Below are 18483 nucleotides of genomic sequence, written 5' to 3'. Positions count from 1 at the left end.
ACGCGGCGCCGACGCGACCCTGTTGACTGGAGAGATCATGACCGGCGCAACGCCCGGCGCGCACGACGCCCCGGCTTCCGAGACAGACACCGCCCGCGGCTCGCGGCTGATTTCCTTTCAGGGCGAGCACGGCGCCAATTCGCAGATCGCCAGCCGGGAAGTGTTTCCCGACCGCGACACCCTGCCCTGCCCGACCTTCGACGACGCCCTGAACGCGGTGAAGGACGGGGCGGCGGAGTTCGGCATGATCCCGATCGAGAATTCGATCGCCGGCCGCGTCGCCGACATTCACCATTTGCTGCCGCTCTCGGGCCTGCACATCATCGGCGAGCACTTCCTGCCAATCCGCTTCCAGCTGATGGGCTTGCCCGGCGCGAAGATCGAACAGCTCACCAGCGTCTACACCCACGTGCACGCCATCGGGCAGTGCCGCCGCATCATCCGTGAGCTTGGCCTGAAGGCGGTGATCACCGGCGACACCGCCGGCGCGGCGCGCGAGGTGGCGGAATGGAAGGATCCCACGCGCGGCGCCCTCGCCCCGCGGCTGGCCGCCGAGGTCTATGGCCTCAACATCCTCGCCGAGGACGTGGAGGACGAGGCGCACAACACCACGCGCTTCATTATCCTGTCGCGTGAGCCCAGGTGGCCGAAGGCCGGCGAAGGCCCAACCATCACCAGCTTCGTCTTCCGGGTGCGCAACCTGCCGGCGGCGCTCTACAAGGCGCTGGGCGGTTTCGCCACCAATGGCGTCAACATGACCAAGCTGGAGAGCTACCAGCTTGAGGGCCAGTTCGCCGCCACCCAGTTCTATGCGGAAGTGGAAGGACACCCGGACGACCGGGGATTGAAGAACGCCCTGGAGGAACTGGGCTTCTTCTCGCGCGAGCTGCGCATTCTCGGCGTTTATCCAGCCGCGCCCTACCGCGACGAACTGCGGGCGATCGCCGCCGAATGAATGGCCCGCCGGGACGGCCCCGGCGTCATACCCCTGACATGCAAATGGCGCAGACAGCCCGCGAGCCAGCCACGGTTCGCGGGTTTTTCATGTTTCACGCCAGCCGTGAAGCCCACGGGCTGGCGGCGGCCGTGAAAAACCCCGGACGGCGTGTGGTTCCGGCCGGAAACGGCCGACCCGGCGGATTAACGGATTGGGAGTGTGAAACACGCAATCGCCCCGTTTCCGCCCTGAACCGTCGTTTTGTCGCCGTTGTCGGCGGGCAGGTTGTCGCAACTGACGGGTGACCCGGCTGGCAAGTTGCCCGGCGGGAAAAGACGCCGCCTGACGTTGGTCCGGCGGGCGCTCCCTGACCCCATCGCCGACGTCGGCGCCCCGACGTCATTCCCGGCTGGAAGGCCGCCACGACAACAGATGCACCAGGAAAGGAGCACGCCATGCGCGTTCATTACCGGCCCGCCATAGCGACCGACACCGCCGGCATCGCGGCGGCGCACGCCGCCGCGCATCGTGAAACCTGGCGCGGCCTCGTCGAGGACCGCGACCTGCGCCCCGGGTCGTCCGGCGACTATCTGGCGCGCTGGACGCAGCGCCTTTCGGACGCGAGCGTCAGCGTGTTCGTGGCGGAAGCGGACGGCCAGATCATCGGGGCCGGCGCCTGCGGCGCGGTCGACGGCGAGGGCGTCATTCTCGACATCCTGGTGCTGAAGTCCATGCAGTGCCGGGGCGTTGGAACCCGGTTGATGGGTCTGATGGCCTGCGACCTGAAGGCCCGCGGCCACGGCAGCGTCAGCCTGTGGGCGCCGGAGCGCAATGTGGTCGCCATCGTCTTCTTCCGCGCCATCGGCGGCGACATTGTCGACGCCGCGCCAACCGGCGGCTGCAAGGGCCTCCCGGCGCTGCGCCTGCGCTGGGAAAGCCTGGACGACCTGGCGTTCTGGAACGGCAGCGTCAGCCCGTCTCACCGCGCGCAAACGCGGCGAGCACGTGGTGAGCAATCGCCATCGGCGGCGGAACGAACAGCCTGCCCGGATGCCTTCCCGCCAGCATCAGCCGCGCTTCGTCGCGACTGAACCAGCGGGCGTCGTCCAGCTCGGTCCTGTCGATGACGATGTCGGCCGACAGGGCCTCGCCGACGCAACCGATCATCAGCGAGCCGGGGAACGGCCAGGGCTGCGAGGCGAGATAACGCACCGCGCCCAGGGGCACCCCCGCCTCCTCCATGATCTCGCGGCGCACCGCGTCCTCGATGGTCTCGCCCGGCTCGACGAAGCCGGCGAGGCATGAATACATGCCGCGCGGAAATTGCGGCTGCCGGCCCATGAGGCATTCGTCGCCGCGCACGGCGAGCATGATCACCACCGGATCGGTGCGGGGGAAATGCTGGGCCTTGCAGGCGTCGCAATCGCGCCGCCAGCCGCTCGACACCATGCGGCTCGGCGCGCCGCAGTTGGAGCAGAAGCGGTGGCGCTGGTGCCAGTAGGCCAGACCCTTGGCCTCGCCCAGCACGCCCATCTCCTCCGGCGGCAGGGCGCCCTGCATGGCCATGGCGCGCAGATCCGCCACCACCAGATCGCTGTAGCCCTGGAGTTTCTCGCCGAACTCCTGGGGATGAATGGCCAGGAACACCGGCCGCTCGTTCAGCGTGCCGAGAAATGGCAGCTCGCGCGGCTCGCCGAGCCGGAACACCTCATCCAGCGAGAACCACGGATCAGGCCGACCGCCAGGGCCGCTTTTGATCACCGGCCGGTCGCCGACAATGATGCAGGCGATGGCGTCCTGGGAGGCGCGGAAGCTGGCCATGCGGGCGTCGTCGTCGCGCCGCTCGGAGTGGCGGACCAGCGGATTGGTGGCGTAGCCTACCCGGGCGGAGAGTTCTGGCCGCAACGCGCCGTCACGCCGGTTATCGATATCGGTGGCCATGGGGTCTCCCGGACTGTGTCATTCAGTTTTTGTCGGCTTAAAAGAAAAACCTGCCCGGCCCGCCTGGCGTTTTTCCCCGCACGCGAGCGGTAGCCTACGGCGCCCGCGTCACGCAGCAAGAGGCTGGCGCGCGGACCGCGGATGAGGAAAACGCATCAGCCTGGCAGGCCGAGCGCCAGGCGCCAGCGGGCGCAGACCTGCGCCAAAGCGTCCTTGTCATGGGGTTCGATCAGGCCGGCGCCCCAGACCGGACCAGGCCAGGCGGCGTCGCCTTCCCGCCGGGCGATGATGTGGACATGCAGTTGCCGGACCATGTTGCCCAGCGCCGCCACGTTGAGCTTCAGCGGCGCGGCGTGACGGCGAACCGCCTCGCTGACCAAGCGTATTTCACCGGACAGCGCGGCGTAGGCGTCGGCGTCGAGGTCGATCAGTTCGACGACGCCGGCGCGACGGGGAACCAGGATCAGCCAGTCATAACGGCTGTCGTTCATCAGCAGCACGCGCGACAGGGGCAGATCGCCGATGACGCCGCAATCGCCGGCAAGACGGGAATCGAGCTGGAAACCGGCTTCACTCACGGTCGCCGACGATCCGGCGCCGGCGGAGCCTGTCGCGTTGTCATGCATGGGGGCCTCCCTGGCGGCTCACGTTGAACACAAGGCGGTTATCCCGCGCCTGCCGCGCCGATGCAAACCCTGTTGACGTCGGCGGGCGGGGCCGGCCGGATTGAGCCGGGGATGATCGTCGCATCCCGCGCCGGCGCCCTTGCATGTGGCGTCGCTTTGCCCGATATACGCCGTGGGAGGTTGGCGTTGGACGTTCCACTCGCCAACCGGGTCAGGTCCGGAAGGAAGCAGCCCTAACGAGCATCGGGCGGGTCTCCGTTCAGCCTCCCACCCTGGGCTTCGCCGCCCTATTGCCGCGCCGCCCCCTGGCGGCGCAGGCCATATGCAGGCGACGCTGGCGCATGCGCAAGGCTCGCCCGCGTCCCCGGCGAAAGCGCAGGCGAAGATGTTCGCCCATGGGGCGGCCTTGCAATTCCGCCATTCCACCCAATCTGCATCCCACACTTGATAGCCCTCCGGCCTGACGCAGCGCGGCCATGGCGTCGTCGCGCCGCCAAAGCCGCGCGGCGCGGACGGCCGGACCCGCCGGCGCCAATGGTTCGCATCGGACAGGGCTTTCGTGATAGCAAGGACCGGCGCGGCGACGCCCGCCTTGCCCCTGGCCGCCCCCGCCGCAATGGCCACGGATAACGGGCGGCCGCGCAGCCGAGGAGAACCACAGGCGCCCATGACCGATTCGCCGACCGATTCGCCAGACACCGCGCCCCAGGGCCAGGCGGGCGACGCAGCCCATATCGCAGCCAGTTCCCCTGGCCTGCCGGGTTTCGCCGCCCCGCCCGCCGCCAGCCAGCCCGCCGCCAACGCGACCGGATACCGGGTGCTGGCGCGGAAATACCGGCCGCGCAGTTTCGACGACCTGATCGGCCAGGAAGCCATGGTGCGCACCCTGTCCAACGCCTTCGAGACCGGGCGCATCCCCCAGGCGTGGATGCTGACCGGCGTGCGCGGCGTCGGCAAGACCACCACGGCGCGCATCCTGGCGCGCGGGCTCAACTATGAAACGCCAGACGGCTCCGGCGGGCCGACCATCCATCTGACCCAGCCCGGCGTGCACTGCCAGCAGATCATCGATGGCGCGCACATCGACGTCATGGAGATCGACGCCGCCTCCAACAATGGCGTCGACAATATCCGCCAGCTCAACGATTCGGTGCGCTACGCCCCGGTGTCGGCCCGCTACAAGGTCTACATCGTCGACGAGGTGCACATGCTGTCGACGGGGGCGTTCAACGCCTTCCTGAAGACGCTGGAAGAGCCGCCGCCGCACGCCAAGTTCATCTTCGCCACCACCGAAATCCGCAAGGTGCCGGTGACGATCCTCTCCCGCTGCCAGCGCTTCGACCTCAGGCGGGTGCAGGCGCCGGTGCTGGCGGCGCATCTCGCCCGCATCTGCGACGCGGAACAGGTAACGGCGGAAGACGAGGCGCTGGCGCAGATCGCCCGGGCGGCGGAAGGTTCGGTGCGCGATTCCCTGTCGCTGCTCGACCAGGCCATCGCCCACGGCGCCGGCCACGTGAGCGCCGAAACCGTGCGCGCCATGCTGGGCCTGGCCGATCGCGGCCGCATCATCGACCTGTTCGGGGCGGTGATGCGCGGCGATCTGCCGGCCAGCCTTGGCCAGTTGCAGGAGCAGTATGACGCCGGCGCCGACCCCGCGGTGGTGATGTCGGAGCTGGCCAGCTTCACCCATCTGGTCACGCGGCTGAAACTGGTTCCCGACGCCGCGAAGGACCCGTCGCTGACCGAGGCCGAGCGCATTCGCGGCGCTGATCTGGCCGGAAAACTCTCCCTGCGCGCCCTGTCGCGGGCCTGGCAGATGCTGCTGAAGGCCATGCCGGAGGTGCAGGACAGTTTCCGCCCGCTCGCCGCCGCCGAAATGGCTCTGGTGCGGCTCGCCTACGCCTCCGACCTGCCAACGCCGGACGAGGCCCTGCGCATGTTGCGGGACAGCGCGCCGCCAGCCGGCCGGTCCGGCGCCGGCCCCATGGGAGGCGGCGCTGGCGGCGGTGGAACCGGCGATGGCGGGGCGGGCGGCGGCGCGCCGGCGATGGCCCGGGCGGTTGGCCAGAACGACTATCGCGATGGCGGCGGGATGGGGCCTGACGACGGCGCGCGCGGACGCGCCAGCGCCCTTTCCCCCGGCGCCAGCATGCAGCTGGTTTCCAGCCAGCCTGCCCCGGCCATGGCGACGCCGGCCGAAGCCACGCCCAAAGCCGCCCCGCAGGTGCGCATCGCCCGGTTCGAGGACCTGGTGGCGCTGGCGGGCGACAAGCGCGACATTGGCCTGAAAGTGGCGCTGGAGCGCGACGTGCGCCTGGTGCGGTTCGAGGACGGGGTCATCGAGTTCGCCCTGGCGGAGAACGGCAGTCGCAGTCTCGCCTCCGAACTGTCCGGGCGCTTGCAGGAATGGACCGGGCGCCGCTGGGTCGTCGCCATCTCCTCGAAGCCGGGCGAGGACACCATCCAGCAGCGACGCGCCGCCGCGAAAGCCGAGCGCCATTCCGACGCCGCCGCCCACCCTCTGGTGCGCGCCGTGCTCGACCGGTTTCCGGGGGCGCAGATCGTCGATGTGATTGACGTGCGCGCCACGGCCGGGGAAGAGGACGCAGCAGACGCCGATGCGCCTTTCGCCGATGACAGCGACGGCGCAGGCGAATTCGACGATTGAAGCCAGCGCGCCTGACCGCGGGCGGCGTCAGGCGCGACCAGGCGTCCGGATTTGACAAGGACCCGCCGACCGGTTCCGCCGGCTGGTTCGCGCCGCTTTCAGGAGGGAATGACATGCGTGATCTGATGGGGCTGATGAAGCAGGCCCAGGCGATGCAGCAGAAGCTGGCGGACGCCCAGTCCGAGATGGAGAACCTGGAGGTTGACGGCGCGGCTGGCGGCGGCGCCGTCACTGTGCGCATGACGGCGAAGGGCGTCATGCGCGCCGTCCACATCGACGCCGCGCTGCTCAACCCGGACGAGAAGGAAATCATCGAGGATCTGGTGGTGGCCGCCGTCAACGACGCGCGGGCCAAGGGCGAGAAGCTGGTGCAGGACCGCATGCAGGACCTGACCAAAGGACTGCCGCTGCCCCCAGGCATGAAGCTGTTCTGAGCAGGACTGCCGTGGCGCGGCGTGACCCGGCCCCCCGACGCGCATTGCGCCGCCAGCCGGCGCCCGCGCGGCCAGGTTTGGGGGCCGCGCAACGCACGACCGGGACAGGGCGCGTCCGGGCCTTCGCACGGCGCATGCTGGCCCGCCCCACGCGGTGGTTCAAGGCCGCGACCGCGTGGCTGGCGCCGCTCCATCCCCGCGCCCGCCGGCGGTTGCGCGCGGCCACGGCCGACATGCTGGCGATCGCGCGCGAACTGCACGAAACCTACGCCGCCAGCGCGGTGCTGGACGTGGCGCTGGTCTACCGGCTGGAAGCAGCCCATAGGGCGCTGAACCACGCCCTCGCGGCCGTCACCCGGCCCGGCCCGCCGCCGGACACCGACCGGACGCGGATGGCGACAGCCCTGACCCAGGCGGTCTGGCTGGCCCAGGCGGCGCGGGAATGGCGGCAGGACATCGTGAACCTGCGCCATGCGCTGGCCGGGGAGGACCTGACCGACGCCCAGCGGGAGGCCGTGGAAAGCGGCGTGCGGCATTTGCAGGGTTATGTGCAGCAGAACATGCACGATTTCAGCCGCTGGCTGGAGGCCGCCAGCCGGCTCGGCGGCGGACGCCAGAAAGCAGCCAAGGGGCGGGGCCAAGCCGGAGACTTATAACCAGCATGGCCACGCGCCGGCGCAGCGGCAACCTTCGCCCGCCGCTCCAGCCCAGAGCTGCGCTGGCGCGGCGTCGTGCGTCAGCGGCCCGCTTTTCGTGGATGGCCGGAACAGGGCCGGTCATGATCGGACGGTTCGGGCAGGAAGCGGCGCGGCGGACGTTAAGGCCGCAGGGCCGATGGCGACAATCAATCCGGCTGGATGGCGATCCGGCCATTTGCAGAGCGCTCCGGCGCCATTTTCCAGGGCATCATGGCTTCGTCAACCGGTCCCGAACTTGAACGTCTCATCCAGCTGCTGGCGCGTCTGCCGGGGCTGGGGCCGCGCTCGGCGCGGCGGGCGGCGCTGCATCTGATTCGCAAGCGCGAGGCGCTGCTGGCGCCGCTGGCCGACGCGGTGCGCGTGGTCGCCGACCGGGTGGTGACCTGCACCGCCTGCGGCAATGTCGACACCAGCATTCCCTGCGCCATCTGCCAGGATCCGCGCCGCGATCCGGCCGTGCTGATCGTGGTGGAGAGCGTCTCCGACCTGTGGGCGCTGGAGCGGGCGGCGGCGCTGAACGCCCGTTACCACGTGCTGGGCGGGGTGCTGTCGCCGCTGGACGGCGTGGGGCCGGATGACCTCAATCTGGCGTCGCTGGCGGAACGGGCGGCGGACCCGGCGGTCGCGGAAGTCATCATCGCGCTCAACGCCACCGTCGACGGCCAGACCACGGCGCATTTCATCACCGACATGTTGCAGCATCTGCCGGTTAAAGTGACGCGCCTCGCCCACGGCGTGCCGGTGGGCGGCGAGCTTGACTACCTGGACGAAGGCACGCTGGTCGCCGCCATCCGCCAGCGCACCACATTGTAGCAGATGTTCGCGATGCGCCAGCGTCTTTTCCGATCAACCTGACGCTGCTTTTCATCGTCATGGCGCGTAACAGCGCATGACATTCGTCAATCAGAGCTACAGGACGCCGCCGCGCTCCTTCATCCGGCTCCGCCATTCACTTGCAATACCCGACATAGATCAGTCAGCCTCTGTCTTTGTCTGACGTTCCTCCTGATGCGTCATAGAGTTTTAACTCCATAACGCGCATCACCCGAGGATATCATGACATCGATCAAGGCAAATTTCGTCATGGCGGCGGCTGGCCTGGCCCTCGCAACCCTGGCGTCCACCGTCGGCCTGGCCCGCAGCGCCGATAGCGGCGCAGGCCAACGGCCGCCAAATGTTCCAGCCAATTACGTGCTGACGCCCTACGGCTATGTAGCCCCACAAGACATCGTGCAGCTGCGGAAAGGCGAAACCGTCGCCATGCGGCAGGCCCGGCGTCGCGCCTCGGGGGATGTAGTTCCCGGCGAGTGCAGCAGCCCGCGTTTCAGCACCACCGGGGTGAAGTTTGAAGCTCGCGGCAGCCGTCGCAGCGTGCGAGCCTACACAATGCACTACCTCGCCAACGCCGCTGTCAATTTCCCCAGGGATTATCAGACGATTCAGGTAACAACCGATGTTGTCGTGCCCCCCCCACCAACAAGCGAGCTTGAATCAATTCTGTATCTGGTCACCGGGCTGCATGACACCAAAGACCTTTCCGGACCCATGGTGCAATCCGTGGTGTCCTGGAAGATGATGGGCTTCTTTCCGGGCTGGACGGCCTCCAACTGGTTCGATTCGGAGGATGACGATTGCTTCTATTATTCGCGCCCGGTCAGCGTAACGCCTGGCCAAACGTTGAGGCAGACCATAGAGGCCCGGCAAAACAACGGGAAGCATGAAATCCAGGCATCGGTCATCGACCTGGAATCAAACACACCGGTGGCGCAGACAACCTTCATGCCGCCCTCGTTCAACCCAGATGAGATCGTCAACATCGGTATGTGGGGAATCGTCAGTGACTGTGACCGGATGCCCGCTGGAGGTGAAATCCGCTACCCCAACATTTCCGCCAATCTGACCATATCGGGTGAAAAAGAAAATATCACCGACAAGATTACCGTGCGCCCCGCGACGAAGCACATTTGCGACATTGCGCTAACCCTCGACGAATAATTGGGAACATATAAGAAATTGAAAATATATAATTTATTATTGACATCTGGTCGCGGAAATACTGTCAAACCCGCGACCTGCGAGGTCCCGTGCGCCCCTGCGGCGCACGCCGGACGGCATCGACGGCGCCCCGGTCCCGTTGCGTAAATCACCCGCCGGCGCCGCCAGCGCAGAGAAGCGACCAGGGCATCTACCTGTTCTCCACGCTGCATAACAGCGCGCACAAGGACGCGAACGCCCTCCTGTCCATGCTGGGCTGGAATATATTCGGCCTCGGCGCGGAATGGGGACTCGCCGCCATGAAACTGGACGACGGCGGCCAGCTGCCAATGCGCCCGGCATTGGCGGTCAATCCAGGGAAATCGTCAAGCTGGCGTTCACGTTTTTGGGCGGCGGCGCCTTCACCCCAACCGGCCCGTTCGAGGTCGACGCGGCCACGGCGAACTTCAACAAGAACTCCAGCTTTGACAGCATCACCGCCGACAGGCCAATCGACTCAGCCGCCGCGATGGTCATGATGTCCTATGGGGTGGACACATGCGAGAAACTGCCTGCCGGAAACAGCATTGGCGGGATTTATGCAGCGACCAGCAACGACTGGAATGCCCCCGACAATGACATCGCCTACCTCGTCAAGCCAATGGTGGCGCAACAAACCACGTGCAACATGAAGCTGACGCTCAGCGGCAACAAGACCTCCAAAAACATCAGTTCAACATCAGCTACGCGCCAGGCGCTCCGGAACAGCAGGCCCGGACACCCAGGATCACCTTCACGGCGCAGTGAGGCTGGCGCGCCAGGGCGACGCTACTGCTCCGCCCCCTCGAACTCCAGCGCCTCGATGCGGCCGCCGCGGCGGGCGATCTTTTCCACCGACACGTTCAACGCCGCCAGGTCCTCCCGGGCCTGGCGGAAATGCGCGTCCAGCTTGCCGGCGCGGTCCTGCAGACGGCCGAGGTCGTCGAGCAGGCGGCCGACCTCGGTCTGGATGGCCTGCGCCTCGTCGCGGATACGGGCGTCGCGGGCCAGCGCCCGCACCAGCTGGATGGCCAGGGCCAGCAGAGACGGCGACACAATGATGACCCGCGCCCGCGTCGCCAGCTGCGCCACATCCTCAAAATGCTCGAGCAGGTCGGCGTAAAGCGATTCCGACGGCACGAACATCAGCGCCATGTCCTGGGTTTCGCCCGGCAGCAGATACTTGCCGGCGATATCGCGGATGTGGGTGGCCACATCCTGGCGCAGGCGGGCGGCGGCGGCGCGACGGGCCTCCTCGCCCGGCGCGGCGCGAAACGCCTGAAACCCCTCCAGCGGGAATTTGGCGTCGATGGCCAGCGGCCGGTCGCCGGGCAGTTGCACCAGGCAATCGGGCCGGCGGCCATTGGACAGGGTGGCCTGAAAGCTGAAAGCGCCCGGCGGCAGGCCGTCGCGGACAATCGCCTCCATGCGTCCCTGCCCCCAGGCGCCGCGCGTCTGCTTGTTGGCGAGAATATCCCGCAACCCCACCACCTGGCCGGTGAGCGCGTTGAGGTTCTGCTGGGCCGCATCGATCAGCGCCAGGCGCTCGGAGAGATGGGCAAGACCGCCGCCGGTGCGCTCCATCATGTCGGCGAGCCCGCGCCCAACCCGGTGCTGCAGCACGTCCATCTGGCTGGCGACGGCCCGCTGGATCTCCGCCTGGTGCGCGCCCAGCCCCTGCACGCCGGCGTGCAGGCCGCCGTGCATTTCCGCCTGGGCGCGGGCCAGATGCTCCAGCCGTGCGTCCATATCGCGGGCATGGGCGTCGAGGGCGGCCAGCAGCTCCTCCGCCTCCCAACCAGGCGCGATCCGCCGCCGGCCGCTGGCGCGCCACAGCAACGCCAACAGCGCCAGGACGCCGCCGGCGACCGCCAGCGCCAGCCATGTTTCATTCTGGCTGAAACCGTATCCGGCGACTGTCACCCACGCGTCCCTCATGCGTCCGCCATTGTCTGAAGTCATCCGCCGGAAGCCGCATGCGCCCCGCGCGGCATGAACCCCGGCATGTCGCCGCCGCGCCGGGCGGTCGCCACTTTCATTTCAGGAACAAAACAGGTACAACATTGACCGGGCGCCTGGAAAGCCCTATCTGGCGGAGATCATGACAATTCGCCCTCTTGTAATCCTTCCCGACGCCATGCTGCGTCAGGCCTCGGCCCCGGTCGGCGCGGTCACGCCGGAGATCCGGCGGCTGGCCGACGACATGCTGGAAACCATGTATGACGCGCCGGGAATCGGCCTCGCCGCCGTGCAGGTGGGCGAGCTGAAACGCCTGCTGGTGCTCGATGTGGTGCGCGACGAGGGCGTCGACGGCAATCCCATGATCTTCATCGATCCGGAAATCACCTGGAAGTCGGAAGAGGCCAACATTTACCGCGAGGGTTGCCTGTCGATCCCGGAGTATTACGAAGAGGTCGAACGGCCGGCGCAGGTGCGGGTGCGCTATCGCGACATCCACGACAAAATGCAGGAGATCGAGGCGGACGGCCTGCTCGCCACCTGCCTGCAGCACGAGATCGACCACCTGAACGGCGTGCTGTTCATCGACTACCTGTCAAAACTGAAGCGCGACCGGGTGAACACGAAGTTCGCCAAGCTGGCGCGGCAGATGGCGCGGGGTTAACGGCGTGCGCGTCATTTTCATGGGAACGCCGGATTTCTCCGCCCCCACCCTGGCGGAGCTGGTCGGCCACGGCCATGAGATCGTCGCCGTTTATACGCGCGCGCCGCGGCCGGCCGGGCGCGGCATGAAGGAACGCAGGAGCCCGGTGCACGAGATGGCCGACAGGTTCGGCATTCCGGTGCTGACGCCATCGACGTTGCGCACGGCTGAGGCGGCGGACGCCTTCCGCGCCTTTGACGCCGACGTCGCCGTGGTGGTGGCCTACGGCATGATCCTGCCGCCGGAGATTCTGGCGGCGCCGCGGTTTGGCTGCATCAATCTGCACGCCTCGCTGCTGCCGCGCTGGCGCGGGGCGGCGCCGATCCAGCGGGCGATCATGGCCGGCGACGCGGAGAGCGGCGTCTGCGTCATGCAGATGGAGGAAGGGCTCGACACCGGACCCGTGGCCATGTGCGAGCGGCTGGCGATCGGCCCGGAGATGACGGCGGGCGAACTGCACGACGCCCTGTCCGCCCTCGGCGCCGATCTGGCCGCCCGCGCCCTGGCGGCGCTGGAGCGCGGCTCCCTCGGTTTCACGCCGCAGCCGGAAGCCGGCGTCACCTACGCCCACAAGATCAGCAACGCCGATGGCCGCATCGACTGGTCGCAGGACGCACGGACGGTGCATGACCAGATCCGGGGCCTGTCGCCGTTCCCGGGCGCGTTTTTCGAAGCGGACCTTGGCAAAGGCAAGCCTGAGCGGGTCAAGGTGCTGCACGCCACCGTCGCCCATGAGTTTCCGGACGCGACCTCGCAGGGCGCGCCCGACAACCCGGCGGGGCCTTATAACCTGGCGGGGCTTTATAACCCGGCGGGGCTTTATAACCTGGCGGGGCCTGGAACGCTGATCGCTCCCGACATGACCATCGCCTGCGGCAAGGGCGCCATCCGCGTGTTGCGGGCGCAGCGGGCTGGCAAAAGCGCGGTGACGGCGGAAGAGTTCATGCGTGGGGCGCGGCTGGCGCCCGGGGCGCAGCTCTGACTTTCGCGACCGTTTTCCCCGCCGCCCAACCAGACGGAGTTCCAACGTGCCGCGCTACCGGCTGGTGATCGAATATGACGGCGGCGCCTATGTGGGCTGGCAATGGCAGGACAATGGCCGCTCGGTGCAGCAGGCCATTGAGGAAGCCATTGTCAAATTCGCCGGCGAGCATCCGCGCGTGCAATGCTCCGGCCGCACCGACGCGGGCGTGCACGCCGTTGGCCAGGTCGCTCATGTGGACCTGACGCGCGACTGGCGCACGGATACGGTGCGCGACGCCATCAACGCCCATCTCAAGCTCGGCGGCGACCGGATCGCCGTGGTTTCGGCCCACCTGGCCCCACCAGCGTTCGACGCCCGGCACAGCGCCCTGAAGCGCCATTACATCTACCGCATTCTCAACCGCCGCTCGCCGGCGGCGCTGGATTTTGGCCGGGCCTGGCACGTGCCGCGGCCGCTCGACGCCGCCGCCATGCACGCGGCGGCGCAGACGCTGCTGGGCAACCACGATTTCAGCACGTTTCGCGCCTCCGAATGTCAGGCGGCGAGCCCGATCCGCACGCTCGACCGGCTCGATGTGGAGCGCATTGGCGACGAAATCCGCATCCACGCGGCGGCCCGTTCGTTCCTGCACCATCAGGTGCGCTCCATGGCCGGCTCGCTGGAGCAGGTGGGATGCGGGCGCTGGCAAACCAGCGACCTGCGCGCGGCGCTGGAGGCGCGCGACCGCCGCCGCTGCGGCCCCATGGCGCCGGCGCAGGGGCTGTATTTCGTCAGCGTGGATTATCCGGCCGAACTCATGCTGGAAAAATAGGCTTCGATCATCCGCCGGTAGATGCGGGCCAGCGCCTCCAGGTCGGCAACCGGCGTGCGTTCGTCCACCTGGTGCATGGTGTCGCCCACCAGGCCGAATTCAATGACCGGGCAATAGTCCTTGATGAAGCGCGCGTCCGAGGTGCCGCCGCTGGTCGACAGTTCCGGGCGGCGACCGGTTTCGGCCTGGATGGCGTCGCACATCAGGTCGACGAACGGGCCGGGCCCGGTCAGGAACGACACGGAGTTGCTCGGGTCGAAGCGAACGGTTGCTTCAGGAAGCCCTTCCTGCGCGGAAGCCAGGCGACGGCGCACCTCGGCCTGCAACGTCTCCAGCGTCCAGATGTCGTTGAAGCGGATATTGAACACCGCGTGGGCCTCCGCCGGAATGACGTTGGTCGTCCGGTTGCCCACATCGACGCTGATGACTTCCAGATTGGAGGCGTCGAAGCGTTCGTTGCCGGCGTCGAGCGGCGTCGCCAGCAGCGCGTCGAGATAGCGCATCAGCGCCGGGATCGGGTTGCGCGCCCGGTGCGGGTAAGCCACGTGGCCCTGGACGCCATGCACGGTGAGCCGGCCGGTGAGCGAGCCGCGCCGCCCCACCTTGATCATGTCGCCCAGCGCCCGCGGATTGGTGGGCTCGCCAAGAATGCAGTGATCGAATTCCTCGCCCTGCTCCTTCGCCCATTGCAGCAGTTTCACCGAGCCGTTGACCGCCGGGCCCTCCTCGTCGCCGGTAATCAGGAAGGCGATGGAGCCGGGGAAATCCGGATTGGCGCGGATGTAATCGAGGACCGCCGCGGCGAAGGCGCCGACGCCGCCTTTCATGTCCACGGCGCCGCGCCCGTAGAGCAGGCCGTTGTCGGTGACCGCGCCGAACGGATCATGGGTCCAGGCGGCTTCGTCGCCCACCGGCACCACATCGGTGTGGCCGGCGAACACCAGGCAGGGGCGCGCGCTGCCGTAACGGGCGTAGAGGTTCTCCACGTCGGGGGTGTCCGGGGCGCTGAAGGTCAGGCGCTCGACGTCGAAACCATCGGCGCCCAGCACGCCCTCCAGCAGGGACAGGGCGCCGCCCTCCTCGGGCGTCACCGAGGCGCAGCGGATCAGGGCGCGGGTCAGCTCCACGGCGTTTTCCGCCAGAGGGGAACGGGACTCGGACATGGCTCTCTCACCTGCTGGCTGGGGCGGAAGGTTTGGGTGATGGAGGGTGAAGTATAACGTCAAAATGCCCGCGCGGCGCGGGCAGCGGTGGCCATGGCGGCTGCGCGTGCGGCCAGGGGAGCCAGCCGGAAGCGCCGGACAAGAGCGCCGATGGGCAGCCACCGTGGATGGCCGGGACAAGCCCGGCCATGACGCGATTGGGAAGGACGCGGCGCTCGTGGCTGTTGGCTGACGCCGTCCGCTCCCGGCGACGTCAGTCGCGCAGCAGATCGTTGATCGAGGTCTTGGAGCGGGTCTGGGCGTCGACCTTCTTGACGATCACGGCGCAATACAGCGACGGCCCCGGCGTTCCGTCCGGCAGGGGCTTGCCCGGCAGGCTGCCGGCCACCACCACCGAATAGGGCGGCACGCGGCCCACATGCACCTCGCCGGTGGCGCGGTCGATGATCCTGGTCGAGGCGCCGAGATACACGCCCATGGAGAGCACGGCGCCCTCGCCGACGATGACGCCTTCCGCCACTTCAGAACGGGCGCCGATGAAGCAATTGTCCTCAATGATCACCGGACCGGCCTGGAGCGGCTCCAGCACGCCGCCGATGCCGACGCCGCCGGAAAGGTGCACGTTCTTGCCGATCTGGGCGCAGGAACCGACCGTGGTCCAGGTGTCGACCATCGTGCCCTCGTCCACATAGGCGCCGAGGTTGACGAACGACGGCATCAGCACCACGCCAGGCGCGATGAAGGCGCTGCGGCGGGCGATGGCGCCTGGCACGGCGCGGAAGCCGGCGGCGCGGAACTGGGTGTCGCCCCAGCCGTCGAACTTGGACGGCACCTTGTCCCACCACGTCGCGCCGCCAGGGGCGCCGGAGATCGGGGCCATATCGTTGAGGCGGAACGACAGCAGCACCGCCTTCTTCAGCCACTGGTTGACCGTCCATTCGCCGTCAGCGCCCTTTTGGGCGACGCGGACCTTGCCGCTGTCGAGCAGGTTCAGCGCCGTGTCGACGGCGTCGCGAATCTCGCCCTTCGTCGCGAATCCCACTTCGGCGCGCTGTTCAAACGCGTTTTCGATGATGGTTTCGAGTTGCGCGTAATCGCCCGTTTGCGTGGCCATGATCATCCCAATGCTGGCTGCCAGTCCCGCGCCCGGTCGCGCGCTGGCGGGAAAGCCCGGTTGTCCCCGCAACCGGCGCGTGGAGTCAAGCGCCTGACGGGTTACCGCGCGGGACTGACGGGACCACTGGCGGCGGAGCCGGGCAGTCCCCGTTTGCTTCGCGCGCCATTTGCGGCGAGGCTGCGCAGCGAGGCCAGCGACACGCCAGCCGGGCGGCCCCAGTCTCGCCGTTCGACAGGCCCGGAAAGGAACAGGATGCCAGACGACAGATTCGCCGCCGCGTTTTACCGGGGCGTGGGCCGGGTCATGCGCCGCCAGGCTGCGCCCCTCCTCGCGGCCGCGCTGGCCTGCTGCGGCGCGGCGGCGCACGCGACGGCGCCCGACAGCGCGACAGCCACCGGCGGACAGGTCGCGCCACATCAGCAGGCCCCCATCAGTCGCCAGCCGGAGCGACCGCCGCCGCCGCCAGCGCCGGTCACCTACAGCTGCGATGACGGAACGAAAATTGTCGCCCGCTTCCCCGATTCCGTGCTGGCCATGCTGACCATCGGCGAGGACCGCTATGAACTGCGCGCCGCCATCGCGGCTTCCGGCGTGCGCTACGTGGGCGGCGACGTCGAATTCTGGACGCATCAGGGGACAGCGCGCTTCACGCGCGGCGGCAATGCCACGGAATGTCGCGCGGCGGAGCCGGCAAAGCCCGACCGGTAACGCCGCCAACGCCCAGGAAGCAGGCCGTCGCAAGCCAGACAGGCGCGCCAGGGCGGCGCAAGTCACGCACGGCGCAAATCAGGCGCGGCGCACAAGCCATGCACTGCACAATTGTCGCGTCTGTTACCGGTTGGTGATGACATGAAGGCCGCCAGGCGGGATAGTACGGAAGGCCTCCGCCGGGGGTCGATCCGGTTCAGCCCAGACCAGATCCGGCCCCGTTCGTGTCCTTGCATTCCCCAGCGCCGGGCGGGTCCGCCCATTCTGGACGAGTGCGCCATGCGCCAGCCCGCCGTCAGCTCCCCGAACCGGCGGCTGCTACAGGTTACCGATGAAACGAGAAACCATCCGCCTCGCCGATGGCGACATGTCCGTGCTTCGCTGGGATGAAGCCGGCCAGGGCGCGCCGCTGATGCATCTGGCGCACGCCACCGGCATGAACGCCCAGAGCTACCGCCGCATTGGCGAATTGCTCAAGCACCGTTTCCGCATCGTCATGAGCGATGCGCGCGGCCACGGCTTCAGCACCCTGCCGGCGGACCCGGCGACGGTGCATGACTGGTCCGGCTTTGAGAACGATCTGCACGGGCTGCTGCAGCACCTGGGCGAGCCCGCCCTGCTGGTTGGCCACTCCATGGGCGCGGCCGTCACGTTGATGTATGCGGCGGCGCGGCCGCAGCTGGCGCGCGGCCTGGTGCTGATCGACCCCGCCGTCATCGGCCCGGACGCCGCCCCCGCCCTGCTGGAAGCGCGCCGCAACGGAACCATCACCGACAACGAACTGGCGGCTGGCGCACGCAAACGCCGGCGCGACTGGTCTTCGCGCGCCGAGATTCGCGCGAAGTACGACGGGCGCGGCATGTTCGCCTACTGGGCCGACGGCATCCTCGACGATTATCTGGACGGCGGCCTGATCACCCACGCCGACGGCAGCGTCTCGCTGGCCTGCGCGCCGGAGTGGGAGGCCAATATCTTCAACTCCATCGACATCCTGCGCGTCTGGGAGCGGGCCGCCCAGGTCAAGCTGCCGGCCGCGCTGATGCGCGCCGACGCCCGCAGCACGGTTTCCGACATCTCGGCGGCGGAGTTCCAGAAGCTGATTCCCCAGCTCCACGTCCACCACGCGAAGGGCCTCAGCCATTTCGCGCCCATGGAAGACCCGGAGCTGACGGCGAATTTCATTCTCGCCCAGGCGGAGCGGATGCTGACGCGGGAAGCGGCGTGAACCGCCAGAGCATTTCCGGTCAATCTGGACCGGAAATGCTCCAGCTTCCGTTATTTTTGGCGAATTCTGGTCGATCGATTCTGGCTGATCGGAAAGCGCTCTGACGGCGCCGTCCGTGAACCAGCGGGCGGCGAACGAACAGGGAGACTGGCGACATGTTTTCGAGACGTTCCTTCCTTGTCGCGCTCGTCGCGGCCGCGGCGACGCCCCTGGTCGCCCTGACGCCAGACGAGGCCGAGGCCAGGTCCTGGCCGCCAGCCAACCGGCCGCCGCCGCCGCCACGTCGTGAGCGGCGGCCGCCTGGACGGCCCGGGCATGTCTGGGCCGCCGGCCACTGGGCGTGGGATTCGCGCCGGCGCACCTATGTCTGGATTCCCGGTCGCTGGATTCCGCACCGTCGCGGCCACCGCTGGCGGCAGCCGCGCTGGGTCCGTCGCCACGGACAGTGGGTGTTCATTCCCGGCGCCTGGGTGCGATAGGACGGTTCAGGCCAAG

Annotated in this window: 18 protein-coding genes, 1 other RNA gene and 1 pseudogene; 14 read left to right on the top strand and 6 right to left on the bottom strand. The window is 68.3% G+C overall.

Annotation, left to right across the window (positions count from 1 at the left end; translation table 11 throughout):
• Positions 1–37: 37 nt before the first annotated feature.
• Both EV666_RS13305 and EV666_RS18685 read left to right on the top strand, forming a co-directional pair.
• Complete coding sequence (locus EV666_RS13305; RefSeq protein WP_132008835.1) at positions 38–955, top strand: prephenate dehydratase; 918 nt, start codon at positions 38–40, stop codon at positions 953–955.
• A gap of 437 nt (positions 956–1392) precedes the next feature.
• Positions 1393–1791: pseudogene (locus EV666_RS18685) on the top strand (N-acetyltransferase family protein); the annotation flags it as partial.
• 115 nt (positions 1792–1906) lie between these two features.
• Here EV666_RS18685 and nudC read toward each other — a convergent pair.
• Positions 1907–2878 carry an NAD(+) diphosphatase gene (gene nudC / locus EV666_RS13295; protein ID WP_245514418.1) on the bottom strand — a complete coding sequence of 324 codons (972 nt, stop codon included), beginning with the start codon at positions 2876–2878 and terminating at the stop codon, positions 1907–1909.
• Between the two features lie 155 nt (positions 2879–3033).
• Complete coding sequence (locus EV666_RS13290) at positions 3034–3456, bottom strand: HIT domain-containing protein (RefSeq protein ID WP_132009134.1); 423 nt, start codon at positions 3454–3456, stop codon at positions 3034–3036.
• A 222-nt stretch (positions 3457–3678) separates the two neighbouring features.
• On the opposite strand from EV666_RS13290, the gene ffs reads away from it, so the two are divergent.
• The 6 genes from ffs to EV666_RS13260 all read left to right on the top strand — a co-directional run bounded on the left by ffs (position 3679) and on the right by EV666_RS13260 (position 9299).
• Positions 3679–3776, top strand: an RNA gene (gene ffs, locus EV666_RS13285) — signal recognition particle sRNA small type.
• Between the two features lie 395 nt (positions 3777–4171).
• On the top strand, positions 4172–6172 hold the full coding sequence (locus EV666_RS13280) for a DNA polymerase III subunit gamma/tau (protein ID WP_132008829.1): 2001 nt from the start codon (positions 4172–4174) through the stop codon (positions 6170–6172).
• Between the two features lie 113 nt (positions 6173–6285).
• Entirely contained in the window at positions 6286–6606 is a 321-nt protein-coding gene (locus EV666_RS13275) for a YbaB/EbfC family nucleoid-associated protein (RefSeq protein ID WP_132008826.1), read from the top strand.
• 134 nt (positions 6607–6740) lie between these two features.
• The gene (locus tag EV666_RS13270; RefSeq protein WP_132008823.1) at positions 6741–7262 is read left to right on the top strand and encodes a hypothetical protein; all 522 of its coding nucleotides are present in this window, start codon (positions 6741–6743) and stop codon (positions 7260–7262) included.
• 252 nt (positions 7263–7514) lie between these two features.
• On the top strand, positions 7515–8117 hold the full coding sequence (gene recR, locus EV666_RS13265) for a recombination mediator RecR (RefSeq protein ID WP_132008820.1): 603 nt from the start codon (positions 7515–7517) through the stop codon (positions 8115–8117).
• A 243-nt stretch (positions 8118–8360) separates the two neighbouring features.
• Positions 8361–9299, top strand: a complete 939-nt coding sequence (locus EV666_RS13260) for a hypothetical protein (RefSeq protein ID WP_132008817.1) — start codon at positions 8361–8363, stop codon at positions 9297–9299.
• A 348-nt stretch (positions 9300–9647) separates the two neighbouring features.
• Here EV666_RS13260 and EV666_RS18280 read toward each other — a convergent pair whose 3' ends face one another.
• Both EV666_RS18280 and EV666_RS13255 read right to left on the bottom strand, forming a co-directional pair.
• Positions 9648–9815: a hypothetical protein gene (locus tag EV666_RS18280; RefSeq protein ID WP_165910016.1), complete on the bottom strand. Its 168-nt coding sequence runs from the start codon at positions 9813–9815 to the stop codon at positions 9648–9650.
• Positions 9816–10106: 291 nt separating this feature from the next.
• On the bottom strand, positions 10107–11240 hold the full coding sequence (locus EV666_RS13255; RefSeq protein ID WP_245514417.1) for a DNA recombination protein RmuC: 1134 nt from the start codon (positions 11238–11240) through the stop codon (positions 10107–10109).
• A 178-nt stretch (positions 11241–11418) separates the two neighbouring features.
• Here EV666_RS13255 and def point away from each other — a divergent pair, with 178 nt between their 5' ends.
• From def to truA, 3 genes are read left to right on the top strand one after another with little or no spacing between them, the layout of a single operon-like run.
• Positions 11419–11940, top strand: coding sequence for a peptide deformylase (gene def, locus EV666_RS13250; protein WP_132008811.1), 522 nt, complete (start codon positions 11419–11421; stop codon positions 11938–11940).
• 19 nt (positions 11941–11959) lie between these two features.
• Entirely contained in the window at positions 11960–12961 is a 1002-nt protein-coding gene (gene fmt, locus EV666_RS13245) for a methionyl-tRNA formyltransferase (RefSeq protein ID WP_132009131.1), read from the top strand.
• 46 nt (positions 12962–13007) lie between these two features.
• Positions 13008–13775 carry a tRNA pseudouridine(38-40) synthase TruA gene (gene truA / locus EV666_RS13240; protein WP_132008808.1) on the top strand — a complete coding sequence of 256 codons (768 nt, stop codon included), beginning with the start codon at positions 13008–13010 and terminating at the stop codon, positions 13773–13775.
• On the opposite strand, the gene dapE is transcribed toward truA, so the two are convergent.
• Together dapE and dapD are read right to left on the bottom strand one after the other, a co-directional pair.
• A complete protein-coding gene (gene dapE / locus EV666_RS13235) occupies positions 13745–14938 on the bottom strand; it encodes a succinyl-diaminopimelate desuccinylase (protein WP_132008805.1) in 1194 nt (397 codons plus the stop codon). The two genes, truA and dapE, sit on opposite strands and share 31 nt — an antisense overlap.
• A 253-nt stretch (positions 14939–15191) precedes the next feature.
• Positions 15192–16052, bottom strand: a complete 861-nt coding sequence (dapD, locus tag EV666_RS13230) for a 2,3,4,5-tetrahydropyridine-2,6-dicarboxylate N-succinyltransferase (protein ID WP_132008802.1) — start codon at positions 16050–16052, stop codon at positions 15192–15194.
• A gap of 255 nt (positions 16053–16307) precedes the next feature.
• Between dapD and EV666_RS13225 the strand changes: the two genes are divergently transcribed.
• The 3 genes from EV666_RS13225 to EV666_RS13215 all read left to right on the top strand — a co-directional run bounded on the left by EV666_RS13225 (position 16308) and on the right by EV666_RS13215 (position 18467).
• Positions 16308–16763, top strand: a complete 456-nt coding sequence (locus tag EV666_RS13225; RefSeq protein ID WP_132008799.1) for an MliC family protein — start codon at positions 16308–16310, stop codon at positions 16761–16763.
• A gap of 331 nt (positions 16764–17094) precedes the next feature.
• Complete coding sequence (locus EV666_RS13220; protein WP_132008796.1) at positions 17095–17988, top strand: alpha/beta fold hydrolase; 894 nt, start codon at positions 17095–17097, stop codon at positions 17986–17988.
• A gap of 155 nt (positions 17989–18143) precedes the next feature.
• Positions 18144–18467, top strand: coding sequence for a YXWGXW repeat-containing protein (locus EV666_RS13215; RefSeq protein WP_132008794.1), 324 nt, complete (start codon positions 18144–18146; stop codon positions 18465–18467).
• Positions 18468–18483: the final 16 nt, after the last annotated feature.

It is taken from the genome of Camelimonas lactis, from assembly GCF_004342915.1.
In the GTDB taxonomy this organism is placed as follows: Bacteria; Pseudomonadota; Alphaproteobacteria; order Rhizobiales; family Beijerinckiaceae; genus Camelimonas; species Camelimonas lactis.
Note: the sequence above shows the minus strand (reverse complement) of the source record. Positions and strands in the feature narration are given on the sequence as shown.